Source organism: Mitsuaria sp. WAJ17, assembly GCF_014174515.1.
Taxonomy (GTDB): domain Bacteria; phylum Pseudomonadota; class Gammaproteobacteria; order Burkholderiales; family Burkholderiaceae_C; genus Roseateles_B.
On record NZ_JACJUG010000030.1, the window covers coordinates 1 to 22,030 of the forward strand.

22 protein-coding genes and 1 pseudogene are annotated in these 22,030 nt (G+C 62.2%); 8 read left to right on the forward strand and 15 right to left on the reverse strand.

Annotation, left to right across the window (positions count from 1 at the left end; genetic code table 11):
• Nucleotides 1-344 precede the first annotated feature (344 nt).
• Together H5407_RS19650 and H5407_RS19655 are read right to left on the reverse strand one after the other, a co-directional pair.
• The gene (locus tag H5407_RS19650; protein WP_183106192.1) at nucleotides 345-1,274 is read right to left on the reverse strand and encodes a hypothetical protein; all 930 of its coding nucleotides are present in this window, start codon (nucleotides 1,272-1,274) and stop codon (nucleotides 345-347) included.
• A 918-nt stretch (nucleotides 1,275-2,192) separates the two neighbouring features.
• Nucleotides 2,193-2,663, reverse strand: coding sequence for a DUF2726 domain-containing protein (locus tag H5407_RS19655; RefSeq protein ID WP_183106193.1), 471 nt, complete (start codon nucleotides 2,661-2,663; stop codon nucleotides 2,193-2,195).
• A 138-nt stretch (nucleotides 2,664-2,801) separates the two neighbouring features.
• Between H5407_RS19655 and H5407_RS19660 the strand changes: the two genes are divergently transcribed.
• From H5407_RS19660 to H5407_RS19690, 7 genes are all read left to right on the forward strand, one after another.
• Nucleotides 2,802-2,999: a hypothetical protein gene (locus H5407_RS19660; protein ID WP_183106194.1), complete on the forward strand. Its 198-nt coding sequence runs from the start codon at nucleotides 2,802-2,804 to the stop codon at nucleotides 2,997-2,999.
• Nucleotides 2,996-4,207 (forward strand): phage/plasmid replication protein, encoded by a 1,212-nt coding sequence (locus H5407_RS19665; RefSeq protein ID WP_183106195.1) that lies wholly within the window; start codon nucleotides 2,996-2,998, stop codon nucleotides 4,205-4,207. Before H5407_RS19660 ends, H5407_RS19665 begins: the two co-directional genes overlap by 4 nt.
• 13 nt (nucleotides 4,208-4,220) lie before the next feature.
• Nucleotides 4,221-4,562, forward strand: coding sequence for a hypothetical protein (locus H5407_RS19670; protein ID WP_183106196.1), 342 nt, complete (start codon nucleotides 4,221-4,223; stop codon nucleotides 4,560-4,562).
• Nucleotides 4,563-4,624: 62 nt separating this feature from the next.
• On the forward strand, nucleotides 4,625-4,801 hold the full coding sequence (locus H5407_RS19675) for a hypothetical protein (RefSeq protein ID WP_183106197.1): 177 nt from the start codon (nucleotides 4,625-4,627) through the stop codon (nucleotides 4,799-4,801).
• 800 nt (nucleotides 4,802-5,601) lie between these two features.
• Nucleotides 5,602-6,639 (forward strand): virulence factor TspB C-terminal domain-related protein, encoded by a 1,038-nt coding sequence (locus H5407_RS19680; protein WP_183106198.1) that lies wholly within the window; start codon nucleotides 5,602-5,604, stop codon nucleotides 6,637-6,639.
• On the forward strand, nucleotides 6,640-6,930 hold the full coding sequence (locus tag H5407_RS19685) for a DUF2523 family protein (protein WP_183106199.1): 291 nt from the start codon (nucleotides 6,640-6,642) through the stop codon (nucleotides 6,928-6,930). It begins immediately after the preceding gene.
• Entirely contained in the window at nucleotides 6,930-8,054 is a 1,125-nt protein-coding gene (locus tag H5407_RS19690; RefSeq protein ID WP_183106200.1) for a zonular occludens toxin domain-containing protein, read from the forward strand. Before H5407_RS19685 ends, H5407_RS19690 begins: the two co-directional genes overlap by 1 nt.
• 216 nt (nucleotides 8,055-8,270) lie before the next feature.
• Here H5407_RS19690 and H5407_RS19695 read toward each other — a convergent pair whose 3' ends face one another.
• The 13 genes from H5407_RS19695 to H5407_RS19755 form a co-directional block, all read right to left on the reverse strand.
• Nucleotides 8,271-8,540: a hypothetical protein gene (locus tag H5407_RS19695; RefSeq protein WP_183106201.1), complete on the reverse strand. Its 270-nt coding sequence runs from the start codon at nucleotides 8,538-8,540 to the stop codon at nucleotides 8,271-8,273.
• Between the two features lie 290 nt (nucleotides 8,541-8,830).
• Nucleotides 8,831-9,139: a hypothetical protein gene (locus H5407_RS19700; RefSeq protein WP_183106202.1), complete on the reverse strand. Its 309-nt coding sequence runs from the start codon at nucleotides 9,137-9,139 to the stop codon at nucleotides 8,831-8,833.
• Between the two features lie 217 nt (nucleotides 9,140-9,356).
• On the reverse strand, nucleotides 9,357-12,488 hold the full coding sequence (locus H5407_RS19705; RefSeq protein ID WP_183106203.1) for an efflux RND transporter permease subunit: 3,132 nt from the start codon (nucleotides 12,486-12,488) through the stop codon (nucleotides 9,357-9,359).
• A complete protein-coding gene (locus tag H5407_RS19710; protein ID WP_183106204.1) occupies nucleotides 12,485-13,975 on the reverse strand; it encodes an efflux RND transporter periplasmic adaptor subunit in 1,491 nt (496 codons plus the stop codon). The genes H5407_RS19705 and H5407_RS19710 overlap by 4 nt, the downstream gene beginning before the upstream one ends.
• Nucleotides 13,976-13,988: 13 nt before the next feature.
• Nucleotides 13,989-15,257: a TolC family protein gene (locus H5407_RS19715; RefSeq protein ID WP_183106205.1), complete on the reverse strand. Its 1,269-nt coding sequence runs from the start codon at nucleotides 15,255-15,257 to the stop codon at nucleotides 13,989-13,991.
• Nucleotides 15,258-15,328: 71 nt separating this feature from the next.
• Nucleotides 15,329-15,778, reverse strand: coding sequence for a hypothetical protein (locus H5407_RS19720; protein WP_183106206.1), 450 nt, complete (start codon nucleotides 15,776-15,778; stop codon nucleotides 15,329-15,331).
• Between the two features lie 82 nt (nucleotides 15,779-15,860).
• The gene (locus H5407_RS19725; RefSeq protein WP_183106207.1) at nucleotides 15,861-16,124 is read right to left on the reverse strand and encodes a hypothetical protein; all 264 of its coding nucleotides are present in this window, start codon (nucleotides 16,122-16,124) and stop codon (nucleotides 15,861-15,863) included.
• 26 nt (nucleotides 16,125-16,150) lie between these two features.
• Nucleotides 16,151-16,390, reverse strand: a complete 240-nt coding sequence (locus H5407_RS19730) for a DUF2789 domain-containing protein (RefSeq protein ID WP_183106208.1) — start codon at nucleotides 16,388-16,390, stop codon at nucleotides 16,151-16,153.
• Between the two features lie 323 nt (nucleotides 16,391-16,713).
• Complete coding sequence (locus H5407_RS19735; RefSeq protein ID WP_220800700.1) at nucleotides 16,714-18,786, reverse strand: copper-translocating P-type ATPase; 2,073 nt, start codon at nucleotides 18,784-18,786, stop codon at nucleotides 16,714-16,716.
• A 259-nt stretch (nucleotides 18,787-19,045) separates the two neighbouring features.
• On the reverse strand, nucleotides 19,046-19,708 hold the full coding sequence (locus H5407_RS19740) for an isoprenylcysteine carboxylmethyltransferase family protein (RefSeq protein WP_183106209.1): 663 nt from the start codon (nucleotides 19,706-19,708) through the stop codon (nucleotides 19,046-19,048).
• Nucleotides 19,705-19,947, reverse strand: coding sequence for a DUF2933 domain-containing protein (locus H5407_RS19745; RefSeq protein ID WP_183106210.1), 243 nt, complete (start codon nucleotides 19,945-19,947; stop codon nucleotides 19,705-19,707). The genes H5407_RS19740 and H5407_RS19745 overlap by 4 nt, the downstream gene beginning before the upstream one ends.
• Before the next feature lie 16 nt (nucleotides 19,948-19,963).
• Nucleotides 19,964-20,263: a hypothetical protein gene (locus H5407_RS24450; RefSeq protein ID WP_255501338.1), complete on the reverse strand. Its 300-nt coding sequence runs from the start codon at nucleotides 20,261-20,263 to the stop codon at nucleotides 19,964-19,966.
• A gap of 331 nt (nucleotides 20,264-20,594) precedes the next feature.
• Nucleotides 20,595-21,059 carry a hypothetical protein gene (locus H5407_RS19755; RefSeq protein ID WP_183106212.1) on the reverse strand — a complete coding sequence of 155 codons (465 nt, stop codon included), beginning with the start codon at nucleotides 21,057-21,059 and terminating at the stop codon, nucleotides 20,595-20,597.
• Between the two features lie 242 nt (nucleotides 21,060-21,301).
• On the opposite strand from H5407_RS19755, the pseudogene H5407_RS24885 reads away from it, so the two are divergent.
• A pseudogene (locus tag H5407_RS24885) lies at nucleotides 21,302-21,460 on the forward strand (IS21 family transposase); the annotation flags it as partial.
• Nucleotides 21,461-22,030 lie beyond the last annotated feature (570 nt).

A 22,030-nucleotide genomic window follows, 5' to 3' on the forward strand; every position in this document is an offset into this window, starting at 1 on the left:
CGCCGACCAGCAGAACCCATCAGGGACAGCGAGCTCGTCTCGCATCTGAAGTCCGAATGTACGGGTGCAATCTTTTCTTCGTGCGGCAGTGAACTGGAAGCTTGGCAAACGGGGGCGTCCATGTACGTCCTGGCAAGTCATGTTGATCCGTTGAGCCGCGCCTAGGATGCTCGTATCCATCAACGACTGAACTGACCCCCAGAAGTTGGACGGTCAGTGTCCGTGCCAAGGCGGTGTTGTGCAACCTGGCTAAAACAAAGTATCAGCGGACGGCTTTGCAGCGGGGCCGTGTGAGAACGCTGCCGCGGCTCTCGTATGCCGTTCTGTCGCTCCCCAGTAGTGCGTCAGGTATCGCCCACCCGCGGACGGCGCCAGCTCGGATAGGTCTGCAGCACCCGCCGCCCCGCCAAGCGGCTAGTCATGAGATCGTGGATTCTGACGAGGAAGCGCTCGAAGCCGTCGTAGTGGTCCACGTAATGCGCACGGTGGGAGTCGCGCAGCAGTTGCCAGAAGCGGGCGTTGTCACTAAGCCCCCAGGTCAGCAGGTGGTCATAGAAGAGAGTGCCTCGTTCAAAGTCTAAGACTCGGGCCATGATCTCTTCAATCGTCAAGGTCTTACCCTCGACGGCTGCTAGCCACGCCTCTACCTCCTGATACGGTTGGTTCGACAGCGGCGGCGGCATAAGTAGCACGCTGGCCCTCTCCCTGTTGCCGCTCAAATCGGCAACGTCGGACCATTCAGGTTGCGCCGCCGAAACATGACGACAGACCGCGGGGTCCGGGCGTTCGACGCTCACGTAGTTGTCGAACCACCAGACGGGAAGGGCTTCCTGAATGTCGAGGAAGACCTGGCGGCGTTCCGCCTCGGTAAGCACGGTCAACGGAGGAGCGCTCTCCACGGCCCAGAGGTCCTCGAAGTTGACCCTCGAGCGGATCCCCTTCCAGATGGTGCTCGGGTGAGCGCCGATGTTGTCGACACGCACATCGACGATGCGGATGCCGAGATCGTGATGCGGGAGCGGGGTCCATCCACTCACGCGGAACTCCCGCAAAGGCTTCCAGCCGACCTCTGTGACGATTTGGGCTGAAAAGGGGATGCTCCGTTGTGCGTCCATCATGCAGAAGAGGTCCAGGGTGTCATCATCGACTCCAGACCGGCTGCCGATGCGGATAAGACGGGTTCCGCGCTCAAGGTCCATCGCAGTGGGGCGCAGCGCTTGCACTGTGCGGTTCTCGGCGGCTAAGGCCAAGTGGGTGTAGGTGCTCTTGAACATGGTCGTTGCGTTTCGACGGTCGTGGTCAAGTGGTGGTGATCTGAGCCAGGAGAGTAAGCGCATGACTGGACTGCACACATTGGCATCCGGTGATGAGCCGGGTTGTGCGCAGCCGAGAGTCTCAATCCAGTCGAAGCTAATCTATAGCGCCCGACGGCAGGGCGCCAGTTGGTGATTCAGCAGGCGGCGACGCCGCCGAGGCCCCCGTAAGCACTCCATCCGAAGCGCTCGGCCCATCTCGGGCCGGTCCTGCTGGCCTCGGTCTAGGCCAGTTGGTCTTCGCAGGCCTGCAGGTCGTTGCACGCCGCATGGCCGTAGCGGCAGGCCAGGTTGTCGCGATATCTGGTGCCGGTGTCGTAGGACTTGAGCGTTTGCCACAAGATCCGGTGCGGTCCTTGAGCCATGCGCACAGGGCCTGCCAGCGCTTCCTGAAGATTCGACAATGTGCATTGCCTGGTTCTGAGGGGCAAAGCGAGTTTGACCCGATGAACACTGCGCAAAAGCGGGTTCAGGTGTTGCCAGAACGACTGCAAATACTGCACTCAAGAAGGCCCAAGATCCCGTCTCTTTGACCTTGCGAAAGTAGGCGAGCTGCGCCTCGCTTGCCTCCTGTTCTGCCAGCCATTGCAGGAGCGGCTTAGGGTCTGAATTCGTCACCATCGCAAGCACCAAACACTGCGCCGCGGTGGGCTTTCTCGGGCCCACTTTCCAGTCGTGGCGACGCTGTCGCGTGATCCCGAGTTCTTCGAGTTCACGCTTTTGATCGGGCGTCAATCCCTCCAACAGGTCGATAAGCATTTCATTGCCTCCGTAACCCCAAGGGGTACATAGTCCGCACCCGGAAGGGGTACGGGACGCGATGATAAGCGCACAGGTCGAATCAGCACTGGAGGGGGAGGGCGCACTGGCGCATGCTGCCTACGCTGCCTTGGCTTCGGCTACTGGAGCAAGGACGGCACGCCTAAGCGGCAGCGCGTCTGGCACTTGCGCGAATCGCAGCGTCTTGAAGCCTGCGCGTTGCAGCATCTCATCGCGCTTCGCGTCTTTGCCCTCCTTGCCCTTGTGGGTGGCGTCGTCCAGCTCGATGACCGCCAGCACATCAAAGGCCTTTGTGCAGAGCACGAAGTCCGCGACCTTTCGATCGAAGGTGTTCCGCGTGCTCGTGTCCTTGGCTGACAAGAGCGCGGACATACCCACTTGGCTCAGTACCACGTGCTCCGGAAACGCCTCTTGCAGCCGGAAGAACATTCCTTGCTCCCGCGGCGTCAATGGCTTCTTGGCCTTGATCGGCCCTAGCGCTCGCCCTTTGCCTTGCCGCTTTGCTGCTTCGACAAAAAGCGCCAGCAGCACGACAGCGGCAATGGCCAGCACGATGAATATCGTTTTCATTGGGGGCTCCCTGTGATTGAGAAGTTAGCGAGTATGCCCAATGAGGTGGCCGCTGCTTTGACGGGTAAAGCACCCCTGACGCACAGGGCCTACACCGCGGCTGCATGCCGCCGGTTCCTCGCTGGCCAGGTCGAGCCCGTGCGCGTCCAGATTCGCAAGCAGGGCGTCGTTTCCTGCGGCTGCGTCGCCAAGATGCATGAGACCTTCACGAACTCGGGAGAGTTCTTTCAGGTCCAGTCGCAGCTCTTCGGCCTGGTCTGGGTCGAGTCCCGCAATGTGCGCCTCTGCTCCGGCCTGGGATGCACCTGCGAGCCCATCAGCGAGGTGCAGGCATGAGCCTTGAGCTGGTGCCGCCGTCAAGGCTTGGCCACCTACTCCCCGGTGAGGGGTCTGCCGGGAGGGGCGCGCTCGCGCGCACCCCCGGGAGAACCCTTGCCGGGGAGCGGAACGGCCTAGTAACACGTTCCGAAATTCTCACCGGTGAGAAAAAGCCGGCCTTCCGCGCGGTCGAAAGTTGGCCTTTGGATCGCGAAACGCCCTTCTTCGTGGACTGGCTGACGATCAGCCAGGAGCATCCAGAGAAGGGCCTGCCGGTGGTCGATAGCGGCTGTGTGATGGCCTGTGACGATGCGGGCGAGTTGGTCTGGAAGACCGTTCGCGCGGTCCAGCACCAAGGCTCCTTTGAGACGTCAATTTCGGTGAAGTGCGACGGTGTGCGCGTCACGCTGTCAGGCAACCTGTCTCGCTTTGGACGTGCTGAGAACCTGTTCGGCTTCGGCTTCGCTGAGTGCATCGCCCGTGCCAATGAGGTACTCGCCCACTATGGCCTGCCGCCTTTCACGGCTGGCCAGCGGATTGAATACGCCGCGAAGAAGGGCAAGGACGTGCGCTATGCCTGGACCGGCGCCCGCGTTAGCCGCATCGACCTGACCGCCAACTACGAGGCCGGTTCAGCGGATGACGCTCATGCGGTCATGCAGTACCTCGGCACTCAGCACGCCGGCCGGCATGAGGGCAGGGTGCTTGGCCAGGGCGAGACGGTTGCCTGGGGCGGAGGGAAGGGCGCCAGGTCGTACTGGAAAGCCTATCTCAAACATTTGGAACTCCGCCGGCATGAATGCGCTGATGAGCGCGTCGCCGCGCACTGTGAGGCTGTGGGCCTCGTGAGGTTCGAAGGCACGGTCAGAACTAAAGCCCTGACTGACATGGGTGCCGCATTCCTGGGCGACTACGAAAGGGGGTTTGCCATGCAGCAGCTGGTGCACCTGTTCAACGACAAGAGCGCCGTGCTCACGCGTGCCGAAAAGGCCACTGATGACCTGGACGAACTGCCGCGTCATCTCCGCGCGACCGCCCGTGATTACCTCGCCGGCATGGACACGCGCAAGACGCTGAGCCAGGCCACCTGGTATCGCCATCGCAATGAGCTTCTCAAGTACGGCCTGGACCTGGCGGTCCGCAATGTCAGGCCGTTCACACCCAGGGTCCGCGTCGTTGAGCTGCGCCGCGCTGAAAGACCCTCTTGGTACCAGCTCGCAGCATGAAAGAGAGAAACACATGGATCTGACCAAGCGCACCGTCGAGGTTGTGGGCATCAAGCTCGCGCCCTGGGAAATGGACGGCAAGAAGGGCGTCACCTCGGAGCTCTACCGAAAGGTGGCACTCGATGACCGTCGCAACGATGGTGAAAACCGGGTCATCAAAGGCCACTGCACCGCGGCCATCAAGGTGGACGAGAAGCTGCTGCGTCGCATCGTTCATCTGCCGGTGCCCTTCTGGTGCGAGCTGACCGAAGAGGAGATGAGCAACGGAAAGACCGTGCAGCAAGTCGTTGTGGATCTTCGCCCCGTGGACCTTGCCAAGCCGTCGAAGGGCAACGCTGCTGCGGCCGCAGCTTGAAATCCCGGCCCCCAGCGTGGTGCCGCTGGGTCATGGCCATTACTCGCACCTGGAGAAAACCTATGCGCAAACTCGTCGCTTCCCTGGCCGTCCTGGCTCTCTCGGCTCCTGCCTGGGCTGTCGATACCAAGCCCGTTGATGACGCCAAGGCCGACATGCTGGCCTTCCTCGCTGCCATGCTGACGCTGGCCGTGGCTGTCTGGGGCGGTCGCAAGGTCATGGGCCTGTTTGGCCGCTGATCGCTCGTCCTAACTTCCTGTGTGCCCGCCCGAGAGCGGGCACTTTTTCATCTGAGGTGCTATGGCCGACTCCGCATCTTTCGGTGGCGTTTGCTACGAATCTCCCGCGGCTGCGGCTGCTGCCTGGTGCGGTTCGCACTCGGTTCTCACCAGTTCCGGCGCCTCGGTGAGCTGTTCCGGTGTTTCTGGCGTTGCCGGGCCTGGTGCTGTCTTCACTTGGACGCGGCGGTCTGTCGATGGGGCCGGGCTGGTGACTGAGGTGGTCGTGCCTGGTCAGAGCTTGCCGGCCTGCGAGTTTTACGACTGGGCCTATTGGGCACCATATGCCGGGGCATTCTGTGGCGCTTTGCTGGTGGTATTCCTTGGCAAAGAGCTTGTGGGCTTGTTCTCCTCCGATCGAGATATCCAATGAGTTACCTACCGCCGCTTGTTACGTTCGGCCTGGTTGTGGCCGTTATCTGGTTCACATTCAGGGGGCGTCGATGATGCGTGTGGCCTGGTCTTTGTTCTGCTTGGCCGTGATGGTTGGGCTGTTCTCTGTTAGTGGTCCGGCCTGGGCATTTGTACCTCCGCAGCCTGTGGTATTTCCTGGCGTTGAATGGCCCCCAGCTGGTCCGACATATACGCCAGGTGTCGGGCGGCCTGGTTTTTCCGGTGGGTCAGTTATCACGCCCGGCGAGCTGTCCTTACCTGGTAGAGCGGGTGCGTCTCTGCCTGGTCGTTTCTCGGTGCGTGCAGGTGCGAGCCGTGCTATCGCTCGGGCTATTTTTAGGAACCCATATGTTGCTGCAGCTGCGGTATTGGGCTGGTTGACATATGAGGGTATTAAAAAGTGCCAAGATTCTGGCGGCGCCTATTTTTGGTGTATTAACCGCAATGAGCAGTTCAAAAACCTAGTCTTCGGCGCTCCTGCTCTGAGTAATCCATTGCCTGCAAACTCTACGTTTTCAACGCCGCAGCAGGCGTTTCAGTCCGTATATGCGCATCTTGCACCGCCACCAGGGTGGTCAAAGTCTTATGGTGGCTGTGCTATGGTCAATGGCAATAAGTATCGTTGGGAATGTACGCTTACATTTTTTCCCCCGTCTGGTGTTAACTACCCGCCCACTGTCAACAAGCTGTCAATTTGGGGCTACGACAAGCCAGGCTCGAACTCCACAGATGAGGCGGCGACTGAGGCTGATTTTGATCGGGTGGCAGATACTCATCCGTTGGCGCAGCCTGATGTGAAGCCTGGAGCAGCGCTTGATCCAAATTCTGATCAGGTGCTCAATGCGTCGGCTGTTCCGGTGCCTGTTACTGGTCCCGCCATTAAGACAGGGTTTGTTGCTTCTGTTGATAATGCCAAGCCTTACCCCTGCACCGCTTTTGCTAGTGGATCTTGTATCGATGGTTGGCGCATTAGTCCGAATCCAACTTCCGATTGTCCAAATTGCGTTCGCCTAGAGCCTGTCACTGTTGATGGTGCAAATACTGAGGCCCAGAAGCCACCCGCTGCGGGTACTGGGACTAGCTCTGATACAGACACTTCTACCTCAGATCCCGCGACCAAACCCGATAAGGAGCGTGATCCTTGCGAGCTGAATCCCAATCGGCTGGGTTGTGCCGAGCTGGGCCAGGACGAGGCTAAGCCGGTGCCTAAGGCGAGTAGGACTGTTTCATTTGCTGCGGAATTTGTCGGCCTACCTGTTGGGTGCCCCGCTGATATTCCAGGTCCACGTGGGCTCATGATTAGCTATGCGCCGGCTTGTGATGCAGCGTCTCAGTTGAGGCCTATTGTTGTGGCGCTTGGCGCCATGGCTGCGCTGATGATTGTTATTTCTGCTGTGAGGTCATAAATGGCTGGCTCACTGCTTGCGGGTTTGTTGTCTATTGCTGGTTCCGTTACTGCTCGTGTATTGCTGAGTTTGGGGTTGTCGGTGGTTTCTATTGCTGGCATTGCCGCTTCGATCGCCGGCATTAAGTCCGCGCTCATGGGGCAATTGGCTGCCGCGCCTCCCGCCATGCTTCAGCTTGCTGGCTTGGCTGGAGCTTGGGATGCTCTTGGCCTGGTGCTTGGTGGTGTGTCGTTCGCTGTCAGCTACTGGGGTTTGACTTCGGCTGTTCGCATTGCTGGTGTGGGCTCGTAATGTCAAATGCGCTGATTACTGGCACGCCTGGGGCTGGAAAAACGCTTTATTGCTTGTCTGTGTTCGTGCCAGGCTGGCTTGTGGACCTGGTGTCAGACACCGGCCAGGTTGTGAAGCGGCGGCTTGTGGCCGGGAATATTCGAGACCTGCTGCTGGATCATGAATTGATCGAGGTTCCTCGCATTCGTGATTGGGACGCCTGGTACAAAGACCCTGTGGTGGCAAAGTGGATCGGTGTGCAGCGTCTTCCCGCTGATCCTCCTGTGTCTGGCGCTCCAATGCGTGCCGATCTCTGGTGGCTTTGGTGTCGGCCTGGTGACGTCATCGTGATTGACGAGGCTCAGCATGTTTTTAAACCGATGGCTGCGGGGAGGGCGCTGCCGCCCCATATTACAAACCTCGAAGAGCATCGGCACTATGGGGTGGATTTCGTGTTTATTACTCAGCACGGGAATTTACTGCATGCAAATGTCCGGGCTCTTATTAATCCGCACTTGCATGTGCGTCGGTTATTTGGTCGCAGTGCTGCGTTGATTTATGAGTTTGATGCGTGCACGAATCCCAAGTCTGTGAGCCAGGCGCTTAGTAAAAAGGTCTGGAAGTATTCAAAGAAGACCTTCGAGATTTACCGGAGTTCTGAGCTGCACACAAAGCAAGCCCGGGGTATCCCGTGGCAGATTTGGGCATTCCTCATCGCTGTATTGGCGATTCCGTTCTTGATCTGGAATGCGACCAGGCGAGCGGACCGCATGTTGAGCGGCGGTGCGCCTTCGGCTGCTGCTTCTGCACCTGTAGGTCCTGCGTCCGGTGTTGCGCCTGGTGCTTGGCCTGCGTCGCCGCCTGGTGGCCAGCGTGTGGTGCCTCGCGGGCGTCCGGCATTCGTTGGCGTGGTTGCTGAGCGCCAGACCTGGCCTGATATCGTGGCCGGCTGCTGGCAGGCGGACGATGAGTGCCACTGCATGACGCAGGAGCAGCCCCCGCGCATCGTCTCGGACCGGCCTGCGCTGTGCTACGCGGTCACCCAAGGTCACCTGGTGCCGCCTGACACTCACGCGGCCCCTGTGCGTGCTCCTGAGGCTTCAGCGCCTGCTAGGGCTGCATCTGGGCCCATGGTGGCCGCCTGAGCTGCTGGCGGTATGCTCTGTTCCGTTGGATTATGGGGATTGATTCCAGAGACTGGTACCGAGACAAGATCCGAAAGGATGAGGGCTACGTCGAGCGCGCAGCGTTCCGTGTGTCGTTGGCTGAGGTCGAGCGTGAGGCGATCAGACGTCAGCGCCGTCGCGCCTGGGCGCGCATCGTCTTTGTTGTGCTGGTGGTGTTCGCTGCACCCTTCGTGCTCAAGGCTGCAATTCGGTCGCTTTGATCAGGTCGAGCTGGCCCCAGAACCAGCATCCCGGCACATCGATAGCCCGCCATTGAGCGGGCTTCTTCTTGGGCTTCTGCATGAAGCGTGAACGCTTCCAGGTGCCGGCATCCAGGCTGCGGCGATAGGCGGCCAGGACGGCGCCGCGCATGTTCTGGATGGTCTTCGCGAAGCCTTGCAGGGGCAGCTCGAGCTGCACCAGCAGTGCCTCTGCGTACTTCCTGAAGTTCTTGGCGATGGCCATGGCTCTTGGGGTGTGGTGGATGGGAATACCTTCAGAAGAAAGCTCCCTCGCTCCCCTTAGGGGCGGGGGGGAGTTCCCCCGAGTAGGGGGCGGAGGGGGGTGTCTTGCTGTGCGTAGGAAACCGGGCCTGCTGCCCGGAATAAAAACACCCCCATCGACGCCCCTCACGAAGGACGGGGATCGATGGGGGTGTTTCCGGGCTGCAGGGCTGGTTTCGAGGTGTCTAGCCTGGCGCGACAGTCAGCCGGCATGACAGCTTGCCTGGCGTGACGGGTGCAGCGCCAGGCGGGTTAGGCGAGCTGGTCTTCGCAGGCCTGCAGGTCGTTGCACGCCGCCTGGCCGTAGCGGCAAGCCAGGTTGCTGCGATACCTGGTGCCGGCGTCGTAGGACTTGAGCGTTTGCCACAAGATCCGGTTGGTCGACACCGCCAGCTGGGTCCGATTGGCCATCTCAACATCCCACATGTTGTGGCCAGCGCGCGACAGCCACCACAGCGCAAGACGGGCTGTTTTGGGGGAATCTGATGCCCACCAGGTCCAAACGGTGCGCTCCGACACGCCCAGCGCCCGAGCAATCGCGCGCGTGTTGGAGGTCTTCAAACCAATGTCAGTTGCCAGCTCCCTGAAGCTCGGCACATCGCTCGGAAGGCGATTTAGCATGGCAGGGATATCGGCTTGGCCAGGTCAAAAAAAAGACCGCTGGTGCGGTCCTTGAGCCAGCCCAAAAGCACCTGCCGCCGCCTCCTAAAGAACTCGACAATGTGCATTATGTAAATCAACATCTGTGCGCAGCTCTCCGCTCTGTGCAGCAGTCCGTTCAGCTGTCCCCGGAGGTCTCCCGTCGGATCAAGAGGAAGGCTGCCGGAACCGCGAACAGTGACAGCAAAGGCGCTGTCACCATCCCACCGAGCATGGGCGCCGCAATCCGGCTCATCACTTCGGACCCGGTCCCGCTGCCCCAGACGATGGGAACCAAGCCGGCTAGGATCACCGCCACGGTCATGGCCTTGGGCCGCACCCGCAGCACCGCACCCTCGCGGATCGCGTCAAGCACCAGATGGGCGCTCAGCGCTTCGCCACGGCCAAGTCGTTCCTCCAGAGCATGGCGCAGATAGATCAGCATCACCACGCCGAACTCAGCCGCAACACCTGCCAGAGCGATGAAGCCCACACCGGTGGCAATCGAGAGGTTGAAGCCCATCAGGTACAGGAACCAGATGCCGCCGGTGAGCGCGAATGGCATGGTCGCCATGATCAGCGCCGCTTCGTCCAGGCGTTTGAAGGTGAGGTACAGCAACACGAAGATGATCAACAGCGTGGCCGGCACGACCACCTTGAGCTTGGCGTTGGCACGTTCCAGGTATTCGAACTGCCCCGAGTAGGCAATGCTGATCCCGGGCTCAAGCTTGATCTTCTTGCCCACCTCCTGGCGAAGATCGTTGGCGACCGACGCAAGATCGCGTCCTCGCACATCCACATAGACCCAGCCCGAGGGGCGTGCGTTCTCGCTCTTGAGCATGGGCGGGCCGTCGTTGATCTTCACGCTGGACAATGCGCCCAAGGTGATCTGCTGGCCCATGGCTGTCTGGATGGGCAACTGGCGCAACTTCTCGGGAGAGTCTCGCCACTCGCGCGGATAGCGCAAGTTGATTGGGAAACGGGCCAGGCCCTCAACCGTCTCGCCGACGTTCTCGCCACCGATCGCGCCAGCGACGATGGCCTGGACATCGGCCATGCTGAGCCCATAGCGGGCCGCTGCATTGCGGTCGATGTCAATATCCACATAGCGTCCTCCGGTGAGACGCTCCGCCAGCGCCGAACTGACGCCGGGCACTTTTTTGGCCACCTGCTCCACCTCGGAAGCGATACGGTCAATCACCCTCAGGTCGCTGCCCGTCACCTTTACCCCAATGGGGCTCTTGATGCCCGTGGCCAGCATATCGATGCGATTGCGAATGGGCGGGATCCAGATGTTGGACAAGCCGGGGACTTTGACGGCTTGGTCCAGGGCCTCGACGAGCTTCTCTGGCGTCATGTCTGGCCGCCATTGATCGCGCGGCTTGAGCTTGACGGTGGTCTCGAACATCTCCAGAGGGGCGGGGTCGGTGGCCGTCTCCGCCCTCCCCGCCTTGCCGAACACGCGTTCTACTTCCGGCACGGTCTTGATCATGCGATTGCTCAGCTGCAGCAGCTCGGTCGCCCGCTGCGCCGAGAGCCCTGGCAGCGCCGAAGGCATGTATAGAAGGTCCCCTTCATCCAGGCTGGGAAGGAACTCGCCGCCCAGTCGCGCCAAGGGCCAGATCGTCGTCGCCAGGGCAGCCACGGCGATGGCCAGCGTGGCCTTGGGCCTGCGCAGTACCCATTCCAGCGCTGGCCGGTACACGGCAATCAGCGCCCGGGTGATGGGGTTCTTCTGCTCGTCGGGGATACGGCCGCGAATCCAGTAGCCCATCAGCACCGGGATCAGCGTGACCGAGAGCCCCGCAGCTGCCGCCATCGCATAGGTCTTGGTGAAGGCCAGCGGCCCGAACAGCCGGCCTTCCTGCGCTTCCAGCGTGAAGACCGGGATGAATGACAAGGTGATGATCAGGAGCGAGAAGAACAAGGCTGGGCCCACCTCCTCGGCAGCCTCGGTGATGACGCTCCAGCGCTCAGTTCCGACCAAGGTCCTGTCAGGGTTGGCATGCTGCCAGGCCTCCAGCTTCTTGTGCGCGTTTTCGATCATCACCACGGCAGCATCGACCATGGCGCCGATGGCAATGGCGATACCGCCCAGGGACATCATGTTGGCGTTGATGCCCTGGTATCGCATCACGATGAAGGCCGCCAGCACGCCCAGCGGCAGCGAGATGATGGCCACCAATGCCGAGCGCAGATGCCACAGGAAGACCCCGCAGACCAGGGCCACGACCAGAAATTCCTCGCCCAGCTTGTGCGTCAGGTTCTCGATGGCGCGCTCGATCAGGGCGCTGCGGTCGTAGGTGGTGACGATCTCCACGCCCTTGGGCAGGCTGGCCTGCAGCTCGCCCAGCTTCGTCTTGACCGCAGCGATGGTCTCCTGCGCGTTCTTGCCAGAGCGCAGGATCACAACGCCGCCGGCCACCTCCCCTTCCCCATCGAGCTCAGCAATGCCGCGGCGCATCTCGGGACCGATCTGCAGCGTCGCCACGTCGCCCAGGCGCACCGGGACGCCACCGCGCGTGGCCAGGGCGATGGCCCGGAATTCGTCCAGCGATTTCAGGTAGCCACTGGCTCGCACCATGTATTCGGCGCCGCTCATTTCCAGTACGGAGCCGCTGGTCTCCTGATTGGCCGACATCAGGGCCTCCCGGACCTGCGCCTGCGTCACGCCATAGGCCGCAAGCCTGGCTGGATCCAGGACCACTTGATACTGCTTCACCATGCCGCCCACCGACGCCACCTCCGCCACATTGGGCAGGCTCTTGAGCTCAAACTTGAGGAACCAGTCCTGCAGCGCTCGCAGACCGGCGAGGTCTGTCTTTCCTGTCCGGTCCACCAAGGCGTACTGGAAGATCCAGCCGACGCCCGTTGCATCAGGACCCAGGGCCGACTTGGCGGAGGCCGGCAGCCGACCCTGCACCTGATTCAGATACTCCAGCACGCGGGAACGGGCCCAATACAGGTCCGTGCCGTCCTCGAAGAGCACGTAGACAAAGGAGTCCCCGAAGAAGGAGAAGCCCCGCACAGTCCTGGCTCCAGGCACGGCGAGCATGGTCGTGGCCAGAGGATAGGTGACCTGGTTCTCGACGATCTGCGGCGCCTGGCCCGGGTAGTTGGTCCGGATGATGACCTGCACATCGGACAGGTCAGGCAAGGCATCGATGGGCGTGCTGCGCACCGCCCAGATACCCCAGGCGAGCAGGAACATGGTGCTCAGCAGGACCAGGAATCGGTTGCCGACCGACCAGCGGATGAGTTGGGCAATCATCGCTGTGCTCCTGAAGCCGCACGAGCGACAGGCTCAATCGACACGACAACATAGTCGTCGCCGCGTTTTGCAAAGCTGAACTTCACGGCCTGCCTGGCCTTCAGCCCCGTCGCCAAGGCCGGTTTGTCGAGCTTGAAGCCCATAGTCATCGCCGGCCATTTCAAGGCCTCGATCGCGCTGTGAGACAAGGTGATCTCGTCCTTGCTGATCTCTTCTATCGTGCCGAGGGCGCTGTAGCTCGCTTGCGGCGAGGCCGAGGCTGCCTCCATCGGGGGTATGACCCCCTTGAGACTGGCTTCGGAATCGATCAGGAACTGGGCTGACGCCACGACCTGTTGCCCTGCACTCAGTCCGCCGAGCACCACGAGTTGATCCTCGATCTCTTCGCCCACCTCGACGCGGACCGGATGGAAGTGACCCGGGCCATCAACCACATAGGCCAAGGCACGCTTGCCCGTCCGGATGACGGCCTCGCTGGGTACCAGCAGGCGAGTCTGTGGCGCTCCTTGCAGGCTGACTTGAGCGAACATGCCAGCCTTGAAGCGCTGTCCGGGATTGGGCAGCTCGATCCGCACGCGCAGCGTTCGTGTGTCCTTGCTGGATTCCGGCAGGATGCTGACCACGCGGGCCTTGAAGACTTCGGCGCCGTAGGCGGCAAATCGCATCTCGGCCTTCTGGCCCACCGCGACTCGACCGCCTTGAGACTCGGGCACGGCCACCTCGACCCATACGCTGCTCAGGCCGTTGATACGGGCCAAGCTCATGCCAGCGCCGACCGTCATGCCTTGCCTGACCATCAGTTCGGCGATCAGGCCGCCTTGCGGGGCGGTGACGGTGATGCGGGCGTTGGGTTCGCGGGTCTGGTCTAGACGCGCCACCAGCACCTCGCTCATGCCCAGCAAAAGAAGGCGCTGCCGAGCCGCCTGCGTCAGCGCGGCGTCACCCAGCGCCTTGACGGCCAGGTACTCATGCTGCGCAGCCACCCACTCAGGTAGCAGGAGATCGACCAGCGGCGCTCCGGCGGCAATCACATCGCCCGGAGCACGTGCATAGACGCGCTCGACAAAACCGCCGGCGCGGGCCTGCACGATGCTCACCTCACGCTCATTGAGCTGGACCGTCCCGACAGCATCAACCCGAGCGGCGATGGGGCGTTCCTGTACTGCGGCTACCCTCAGGCCCAGGGACTGGACAGCCTGCGCTGACACGTTCAAGCCTGGCGTCTGCTCAGTTGACTCGTCGGCATACTTGGGCTGCAGCTGCATGTCCATGAAGGGCGACTTGCCCGGCTTGTCGAAGCGTTGCGTCGGACTCATCGGGTCGTACCAGTACAGCACCTTGCGCTCGCCCTTCGCCGCCGGTCCAACACGCTCGGGAGATGCGCTGTCGTGGCTGGCTGCGTTGGAGCGCCAGTTCGAAAGGCCCCAGCCTGCGGCAATTCCTGCGGCAAGCAATGTGAGTCCTGCAATGAGATTCCTGGTGTTCATGGGGCGTCCTTGCTCAGTCGGCGATCAGGCTGTGCAAACGGGCCAGCAAGCCGCTGCGCTGGGCTTGCAGGTCGATGCGGCGCAGGCGCTGCTCCAGCACCTGGCCTCGCGCGCCAAGGACGGCGGCCAAGTCGGCTCGGCCAGCCTGGTAGCTGCTGAGCGCCAGCGCGACACGGTCCTGGGCCAGCGGCAGGGCATGGCCGTCCAGTCGCTCAACTTGCCGACCCAGCGACTGCAGCTCCGCGAGTTCCTCTTCAAGCTCTTGCCGATGGCGGCGTTCGGCCTCCTCGCGCTCAGCTTCAATGCGCTCCAGATCGCGCTGCTTGGCCGTTGCGATGGGGTGCTGGCGCTTGCCCTTCTGCCAGGGAAGGTCAAAGCTCAGCTGGAAGGAGACCATGTCTCCCCATTGCGCGCCGCGGCGACTGTAGGCCACCTCCCACGCCCAGTCGCCCCTGGACTCGGCATTGGCCTCGTTGATCTCAGCCCGAGCCATGGCAAGCATGGCTGGATAGACGGCAAGCGCTGCATGGTGAGTCAGCCGGGCCTTGAAATCCTCCGGGGGCAGATCCGGCAGGGGAATGTCACCCTCCAGCGCTTCATCGCCTTGCGGTCCCAGCAGGCGTCGCAGAGTCGCCCGAACTTTGTCGGCATCGCGCTGAAGTTCGTCCTGGCGGTCGGCCAGGCTCAGGGCCTCTTGGCGGGCCATCAGCAGGTCCGTTGCGGGTGCACCACCGGCAATGCGAGCCGGCAGGGTGTCCTGCAGGCGCTGGTTCTCCACCTGCAGTTCATGCAGAAGCGCCCGCTTGTCCTCGAGGCTTTGTGCCGTGATCCAAGCCAGGTCCAGCGCCTGACGCACTTGCAGCCGCTGCACCTGCAGCATGGCGCGCTCACGCTCGGTGCGGGCTTGGGCCCCCTCCAGTCGAGCGGTGCGCTTGGCCTGGTTGGGGACCTCCTGCATCAGTGCGATGCGCTTCATGGTCATGAAGTCCCGAGAGAGACTCCACCGGTCCGTGCCGCTGGCAGGTAAGTTTTCGATGCCCAGCGACAGGCGCGGGTCAGGCAAAGTGCCGGCCGCGGGCTGGGCCGCTGATGCGCCCTCCAGAGCAAATTGCTGAGCGCGAAGCCCGGGGTTCTGGCGCTCGGCGAGCTGGCGCGCTTCGGCGTAAGTCAGGGCCTGAGCAGGCAGCATGAAGCTCAGGCAAAGGCTCAGCAACGCGCTGAGGCGCCGCGGTGTGAAAGCAGCAGGCAGCCCCAGGGGGCGACCGGTGTGGAATGTAGACATGGGAGTCCTCAAGGAAGATAGCTATCGCAGCAAGGGGTCCGCGCGATGAGGGCGCGCGGCATGCGATCAGCTCAATTCCTGAGGACTAAGAGGCTGAGATACAGCGGAGGTTCACCCGCAGACCGACGAGCAATCGGCGCCTTCCCAGCGCGGACACTCGCGGGCAACAGCGGTAGAACCGGCTGCACGATGCCGAAGATGAGTGTGACTGCTGCGGGGTTGGGCTGTAGATCGGGAGCGCTTGTCAGCGGGGTGCTCTGGGCATCCTTGTCGCAATGGGCTTTGCAGAGTTGCGGCTGCTGGTCATCCATCGAGCCAGGCATGCCATCGCAATCGATCATGACCACGGCCGCATGCTGGCGCGCCCTCTCCAGCTGTGGGCAGGCGTAGGCGGCCGTGGCAAGCTGCATGAAGAGCATCGCCATCAGGACGCTGGCGGAAACCCAGCGGCGCAGACGCCTAGTGATGGTCATGGTTGCAAGGATAGTTCGGGAGGCGTCTCTCCAGTTGCGCTGTGTCAAGTGAGCGCATCGAGCTGCAGCATCGACCGGTCACGGGGCGCCGGCTGCCCGACGGCTGTTGCGCAGTTGGCGGCCAGAAGTCTCAAGGCAGCTTCTGAACAGAGAACGCCAGATCCACGGTATCGCCGAATTTGTTGGACCACCTCCAGCAGTAGTCCTGACCCAGTGCCGCTTCCAGCAGCCCTTTGGCGGACTTGACACCGTCCACCTTGGCGCAGACCTCCGCGAACTTTCCCGCGGTGATGGCCTGGGAATGCATGAAGCGTCCCGTTGTGTCCCAGCGAATATCGACCACATCGGCCACTGCGGTATTCATCGCTGCAATGCCCACGAGGGCCAGGACCATGCATCTGCACGATGCGTTTCATCAGGTCATTTCTTGGCACGCAGTGCCTCGTTGAGTTGGTCTACCACCTCGGCCCAGTCAGCGTCTCGAAGGATCTCCTCGCGCAGCAGTGTGGCCTGCGCGACGGTCCAAAAGGGGGCATCCTCGAGGGCCACGCCACCAGGCAGTGGTGCATGCAGGGTCAGGAAGCTCGCGATCCCAGCGTCGTCGGCTTGCAGTCCAAGTTGCTTGAACAGGTCCGAGAATCTGTGAATGGGTCGTTCCATCGTTTCACTCCAGCAACAGAGGTCAGCAGGATCAATGCCGCAAGGGGCTGCTCAAGGTGCCTGGCGGTGTCCTGAATCATGTGGTCGATACACCCGCGGGCATAGGCTGCTCCGAACCAACGCTCGAGTAGGCCCCGAAGCCGCATTGCGCTTCCCAGTGCCCGGCCGCCAGCTGCATCCAGTTCAGTCCGCATCGTGGCATGGCCCATGATCAGTGTCGGCTTGGACCAGACGCAATGGATTATCCAGGAAGGCGAACACGGGCTTGACCGGTGCGGACAGCACCGTCGTTGCCTGGTGGTGCTCGTCGCAGGACAAGTCCGTCACCCGCGGCGCAGCCGCAAGGCGTTGGTGATGACGGAGGCCGAGCTGAGGCTCATGGCCAGGGCGGCCATCATGGGCGACAACAGCCATCCTGTGAACGGATAGAGCAAGCCCGAAGCGATGGGGATTCCCAATGCGTTGTACACAAAGGCGAACATGAGGTTCTGCTTCATGTTGCCCACAGTCGCCTCGGACAGGGCTCTTGCCGTCGAGATGCCGCGCAGGTCACCTTTGACCAGCGTGACCTGTGCGCTATTCATAGCAACGTCGGTCCCGGTCCCCATCGCGATACCCACATCGGCCTTGGCCAGGGCCGGTGCATCATTGATGCCGTCACCCGCCATGGCCACCACGCGGCCCTGATCCTGAAGGCTCTGCACTAGGGCCAGCTTGTCTGCAGGCTGGACCTCGCCGTGGACCACATCAAAGCCCAGCCGTGCACCGACAGCCTTGGCGGTTGTGAGACCGTCCCCCGTCGCCATGACCATGAGGATGCCGGATTCTCGCAGTGCTGTCAGTGCCTCAGGCGTGCTGGGCTTGATCGGGTCCGAGACCGCCAGCAGCCCCATCAGCTTCCCATCTGCCGCGAGATGCATGACGCTGGCTCCTTCCGCCCTAAGCGCTTCTGCAGCGGGAAGCAGAGCCTTCACTTCGACACCAGACTGCTCCATCAGCGCCGTATTGCCCAACGCCAGTTGGCGGCCCTCAACCACGCCACGCACGCCGATGCCGGTGCCAGATTCGAAACTCTCCGGCTTGGACAGGGGCAGGCCGCGCGAGCGAGCTTCCTTGACGATGGCTTCGGCCAGCGGATGCTCGCTGCCCTGGTCAAGACTTGCCGCCAGGCGCAGTACGTCGGACTCCTGGACGCCTGGGGCGGCGACGAGCCGATCGAATGCGGGGCGCCCTTCCGTCAGTGTTCCGGTCTTGTCGATGATGAGCGCATCGATCTTTCGCAGGTTCTCGATGGCGGCCGCATCACGGAACAGCACGCCGCTGGTCGCCCCGCGCCCGGTGGCCACCATGATCGACATGGGCGTGGCAAGTCCCAGCGCACAAGGGCAGGCGATGATCAAGACAGCGACAGCATTGACCAATCCGTAGACCCAACTGGGCTCCGGGCCAAACAGGCCCCAAACCAGCAGTGTCAGCACGGCTATGCCAACAACCGCAAGGACGAAGTACCCTGCGACGTGGTCCGCCATGCGTTGCATCGGCGCTCGCGAGCGCTGGGCCTGCGCCACCAGTTGCACGATCTGCGCCAACATGGTGGAGGAACCCACACGTTCGGAGCGCATGACCAAGGCGCCATTGGTATTCATGGTGGCCCCGATCACCTTGTCGCCTGGGCCCTTGACCACCGGCACAGGCTCACCGGTCAGCATGGCTTCGTCAACAGCACTTCGGCCTTCAACGACCACTCCATCGACAGGTACCTTCTCCCCAGGGCGCACACGAAGCAGGTCCCCCACATGCACATGGGTCAGGGGAACGTCAATCTCGACGCCATGCTCATCAATGCGCCGAGCAGTCTTGGGCGCCAGACCCAGCAGCGATTTGATGGCCGCCGAGGTCTGAGAGCGGGCCTTCAGCTCAAGGATTTGACCCAGCAAGGTCAGCGAGATGATGACGACCGCGGCTTCGAAGTAGACCGCGACACGTCCCATGGCCTGGAAGGAGGCGGGGAACACTTGCGGTGACACCGTCGCAACGACGCTGTACGCAAAGGCAGCCCCGGTGCCCAGGCCAATCAGGGTCCACATGTTCGGACTGCGGTTCACCACCGACTGGACTCCGCGGACAAAGAACGGCCAGCCGGCCCAAAGCGCCACGGGCAAAGTCAAGACCATCTCCACCCAGCTCTGCGTGGCCATCTCGAACAACTGCAGTCGATGTCCCACCATGGCGAGCAAGGTGACCACCACCGTCAGTGGCAGCGTCCACCAGAACCGACGCTGGAAGTCCTGCAGCTCTGGGTTTTCTTCCTCTTTCAACTCGGGCAGGAGCGGCTCAAGCGTCATGCCGCATTTCGGGCAGTTGCCGGGATGGTCCTGCCGTACTTCCGGATGCATGGGACAGGTGTAGATGGTCGCGTCGGTTGAAGTGGGTGCTTCAGGCTTGACCGACGTCGGCAATGCGGGTCCTGCCTTGGCAGGAGCTGGCATCACCACCGAGCCCTGGCTCTGTCGCGCCTGGTTGTGGTACACCGCATCAGGAGCGGCGGCGTCCGATTTCATATCGTGTTCATGCTTCATGCGGCTCTCGTGGACTGGGCCTCGGTCAATGCCTGGCAACGCCGACTTCATGCCGGCCTGGCCTGGGTGGGCCGGATCAGCCCTCCGGATTCGGTGGTGCGATGCTGCCTGACCCGCGTGGGATGAAGCGGGGCGTCTGTGCAGCCCAGCGGCGGTACTCGTTGCCGAACTGCTGATTCAGCTCCTGCTCTTCGATGACGGCCAGGCGTGTGTACATCACCAAAAGGACCGGGAACATCAGCAGCGTCAGAAGCGTGGGCCACTGGGCCAGGAAGCCCAGCAGAATCAGTACAAAGGCCACGTACTGAGGATGTCGAATCCGGGCATAGGGCCCCACGGTTGCCAGCGTGTGACGGCGTTGTGCGTGATAGAGCACATGCCAAGCCTCGGACAGCAGCCAGAACCCCCCGCCCAGGAGGAGGTAGCTGGCGATGTGCAGGGCACCAAAGTGCGGGTCGCCTTTTTCACCCAACAGCATTGACCAAAGATGACCTGAGTTGTGGGATAGCAGGTCCAGCCCCGGGTAGCGCGTCTGCAGCCAACCCGACAGCAGATAGATGGTCAAAGGGAAGCCATACATCTCGACAAACAGCGCGACGACGAAGGCTGAGAAGGCGCTGAAGCTGCGCCAGTCCCGAGCCGTCTTTGGTTTGAAGAAGCTGAACGCGAACATCACAAAGACGGCCGAGTTGAGGATCACCAGGGACCACAAGCCATAGGCGGGAGCGTCGTGGTTCATGGCGCTTTCCTTTCATCGCGATCGTCGCCATGCTGGTGGTGGCCACCTCCATGGTGATGGCCGCCGTGCATGAAGACATGCATCAGCGGGCAGGCCAGGAAAACGAGATAGGGCAAGACGCCCAGCAGGTGGGCTCGATGCTCCTCCCAGAGGAACCAGCCGGCCACACCGGCCAGCACGAGCCAGCCCAAACCGAAACGGGAGCGCCAGAACGGCGTCCGCTTATGGTTGTGTTCCATGACGGCTGCCCTCCCGTCACTTGGCCGTCGAGGCCGGACCTGCAGGCATGCACTCCATCATCATTTCCATCATCATCTGCATCATGTCCATGCGCTGCTCCATGGCCTCCATGCGGGCCTTCGGGTCCGCTGGCATTCCCTTCATGCCAGCGCCTGCGCCCCTGCCGGACAACTGCTTCATCATCCCCATGCCGTCCTGCATCGCCTTCATGCGCTCGGCCATCAGTGCCTGACGCTCCTCTGGCGTCTTGGCGTCCATCATCTTCTGATGCGTGTCCTGCATGGCCTTTATCGTTGTGGCCATGGCCATGGCCATGGCCATGTCCTGGGCCGTTGCTGCGACAGCCTTGGGCGCCGGCTTGGTGGCCGGCTGCGCTGCAGCCAAAGCCCTGCCCTCGGGATGGTGCGCTTGGTGGTCCTGTTCATTCGCGGTCGCAGGCTTCTGAGCGACGGCGAGACCTGCAGCCAGCAGCAGCGCAGGAGCGATCATTGCAATCTTGTTCATGGTGCTCTCCGAAAGGTTGCGGCGAGGAAGGCCGACTGGGGTCCAAGTTGAAGGCACGCATGCTGCCCCGCCACCAGCACGCGCGTCATGCCGTGCGGTTTCGACGCCTCCCGACGAATGCTGGAGGCGTGGTGACGGAGGGCTAGATGGTCAGCCTGAGCAGACGGATCGGGATTGGTGGCCCTGTCACGCAGCGAGGCACATCTGCGGGCAAGGCTTCCGCGATCTTCACTACTTCAGGCGTCCAGGCCAAGGTAGTGAACTGGACCAGCACCGGTAGCAGACTGCCGGGCGAGCCCAGATTCTTGGCAATGAAGCTGACGGTGGCGCGTTCGTCATCGCAGAACTTCTGGCAGGCCGCATCGTGATCCTGCGGTTCGGGTGCGTTCGACTCGACGGCGCTCTCGTCATCGCCATGATCGTGATGCCCATGGAGCGGCGTGGGATCGTCGTGATGAGGTGAAACAGGTTGACCGAGCGCCAAAGCGGCACTGCTGTCGCCTAAGGCGCAAGCGTTGGCCATGCCGGAGACCAGCGCGAACAGCCAGACGAACAGCATCACGGCTGCAAGCCGTCGCTTGGTTGTCCTTTGAATCGTGGCGATCATGGAGTGCATGCTCCAGCGAGCCTCTTAGCTCTGAGCCGATGTTGCGCCGGTCGCCTCGTGGCCACATTGACACGCATCAATCTCTGCGCCGCCGCAACGAATGGCGCGGAGGGCCTCAATTTGCAGCCGACTGCAATTCCATGACGACAAGTCCGTTTGATTGTTGACGCTCGCGCAGAACTGCCCCACGCAAACACACTGACCTGCTCAAGGATTGAGCAGGGGAAGCCGGAGTGATCAGCGTGGGCATGTTGGCCAAGATCAGACGAATGCACCGGCGAAATGGGTTGTCCATCTGCGAGGTGTGTCGGCGAACCGGGTTGTCCCGGAACACCGTTCGACAGTGCTTGCGCCAGGAGGGCGTGACCGAACCCAAGTACCCCAAGCGAGACGCCGTCAGCGCGGTGGCCGGTCCGGTCTTAGCCCCAGCTGAGGCTGCAAGTGCCAAGGCGGCGCCTCCAGCCAGCAGTTGGCGCCGCGTCAAGCGGGGGATCGACTCAGTGCTTGTGATCCGCATGGCCTGCTTGACAGTCCGCACTAGGGACTGACTGCGGCGGGATGGCCTAAGGGCGGCCTGGCGGCCTCACTCGCAGCCAGGAACCGCGCTCAGGTCTGCGTCAAGCGCGCGCGGGCAGTCTGCTGCAGGGCTGTGCGAGAGGTGTCCATCAGGGGATCGGCCATGGCTTGCCTTGTCAACGGATTCGTTCTCTCTCCTCCCCTCCCCTCCTGCGGTTGGACGAGGATCATGGCGCCCAGGTGCTGGCCTCGCTTGATTCGATTCGCGGGGGCTCGGCCACACGGGTCGCATCCCTGCATGTCACGACCCAAATTGGGGGCATAAGTCTTCGACGCGCAGGGTGCTGCCCCCCTTGTTTGATGTCGTCACTCGCATGCAGCGTGGCATGAGCGGCTCGGCCGGCCTTGCGTCAGCGCAAGGTGCTGTTGCACCCTCCGTGGGACCGTCGCCACCC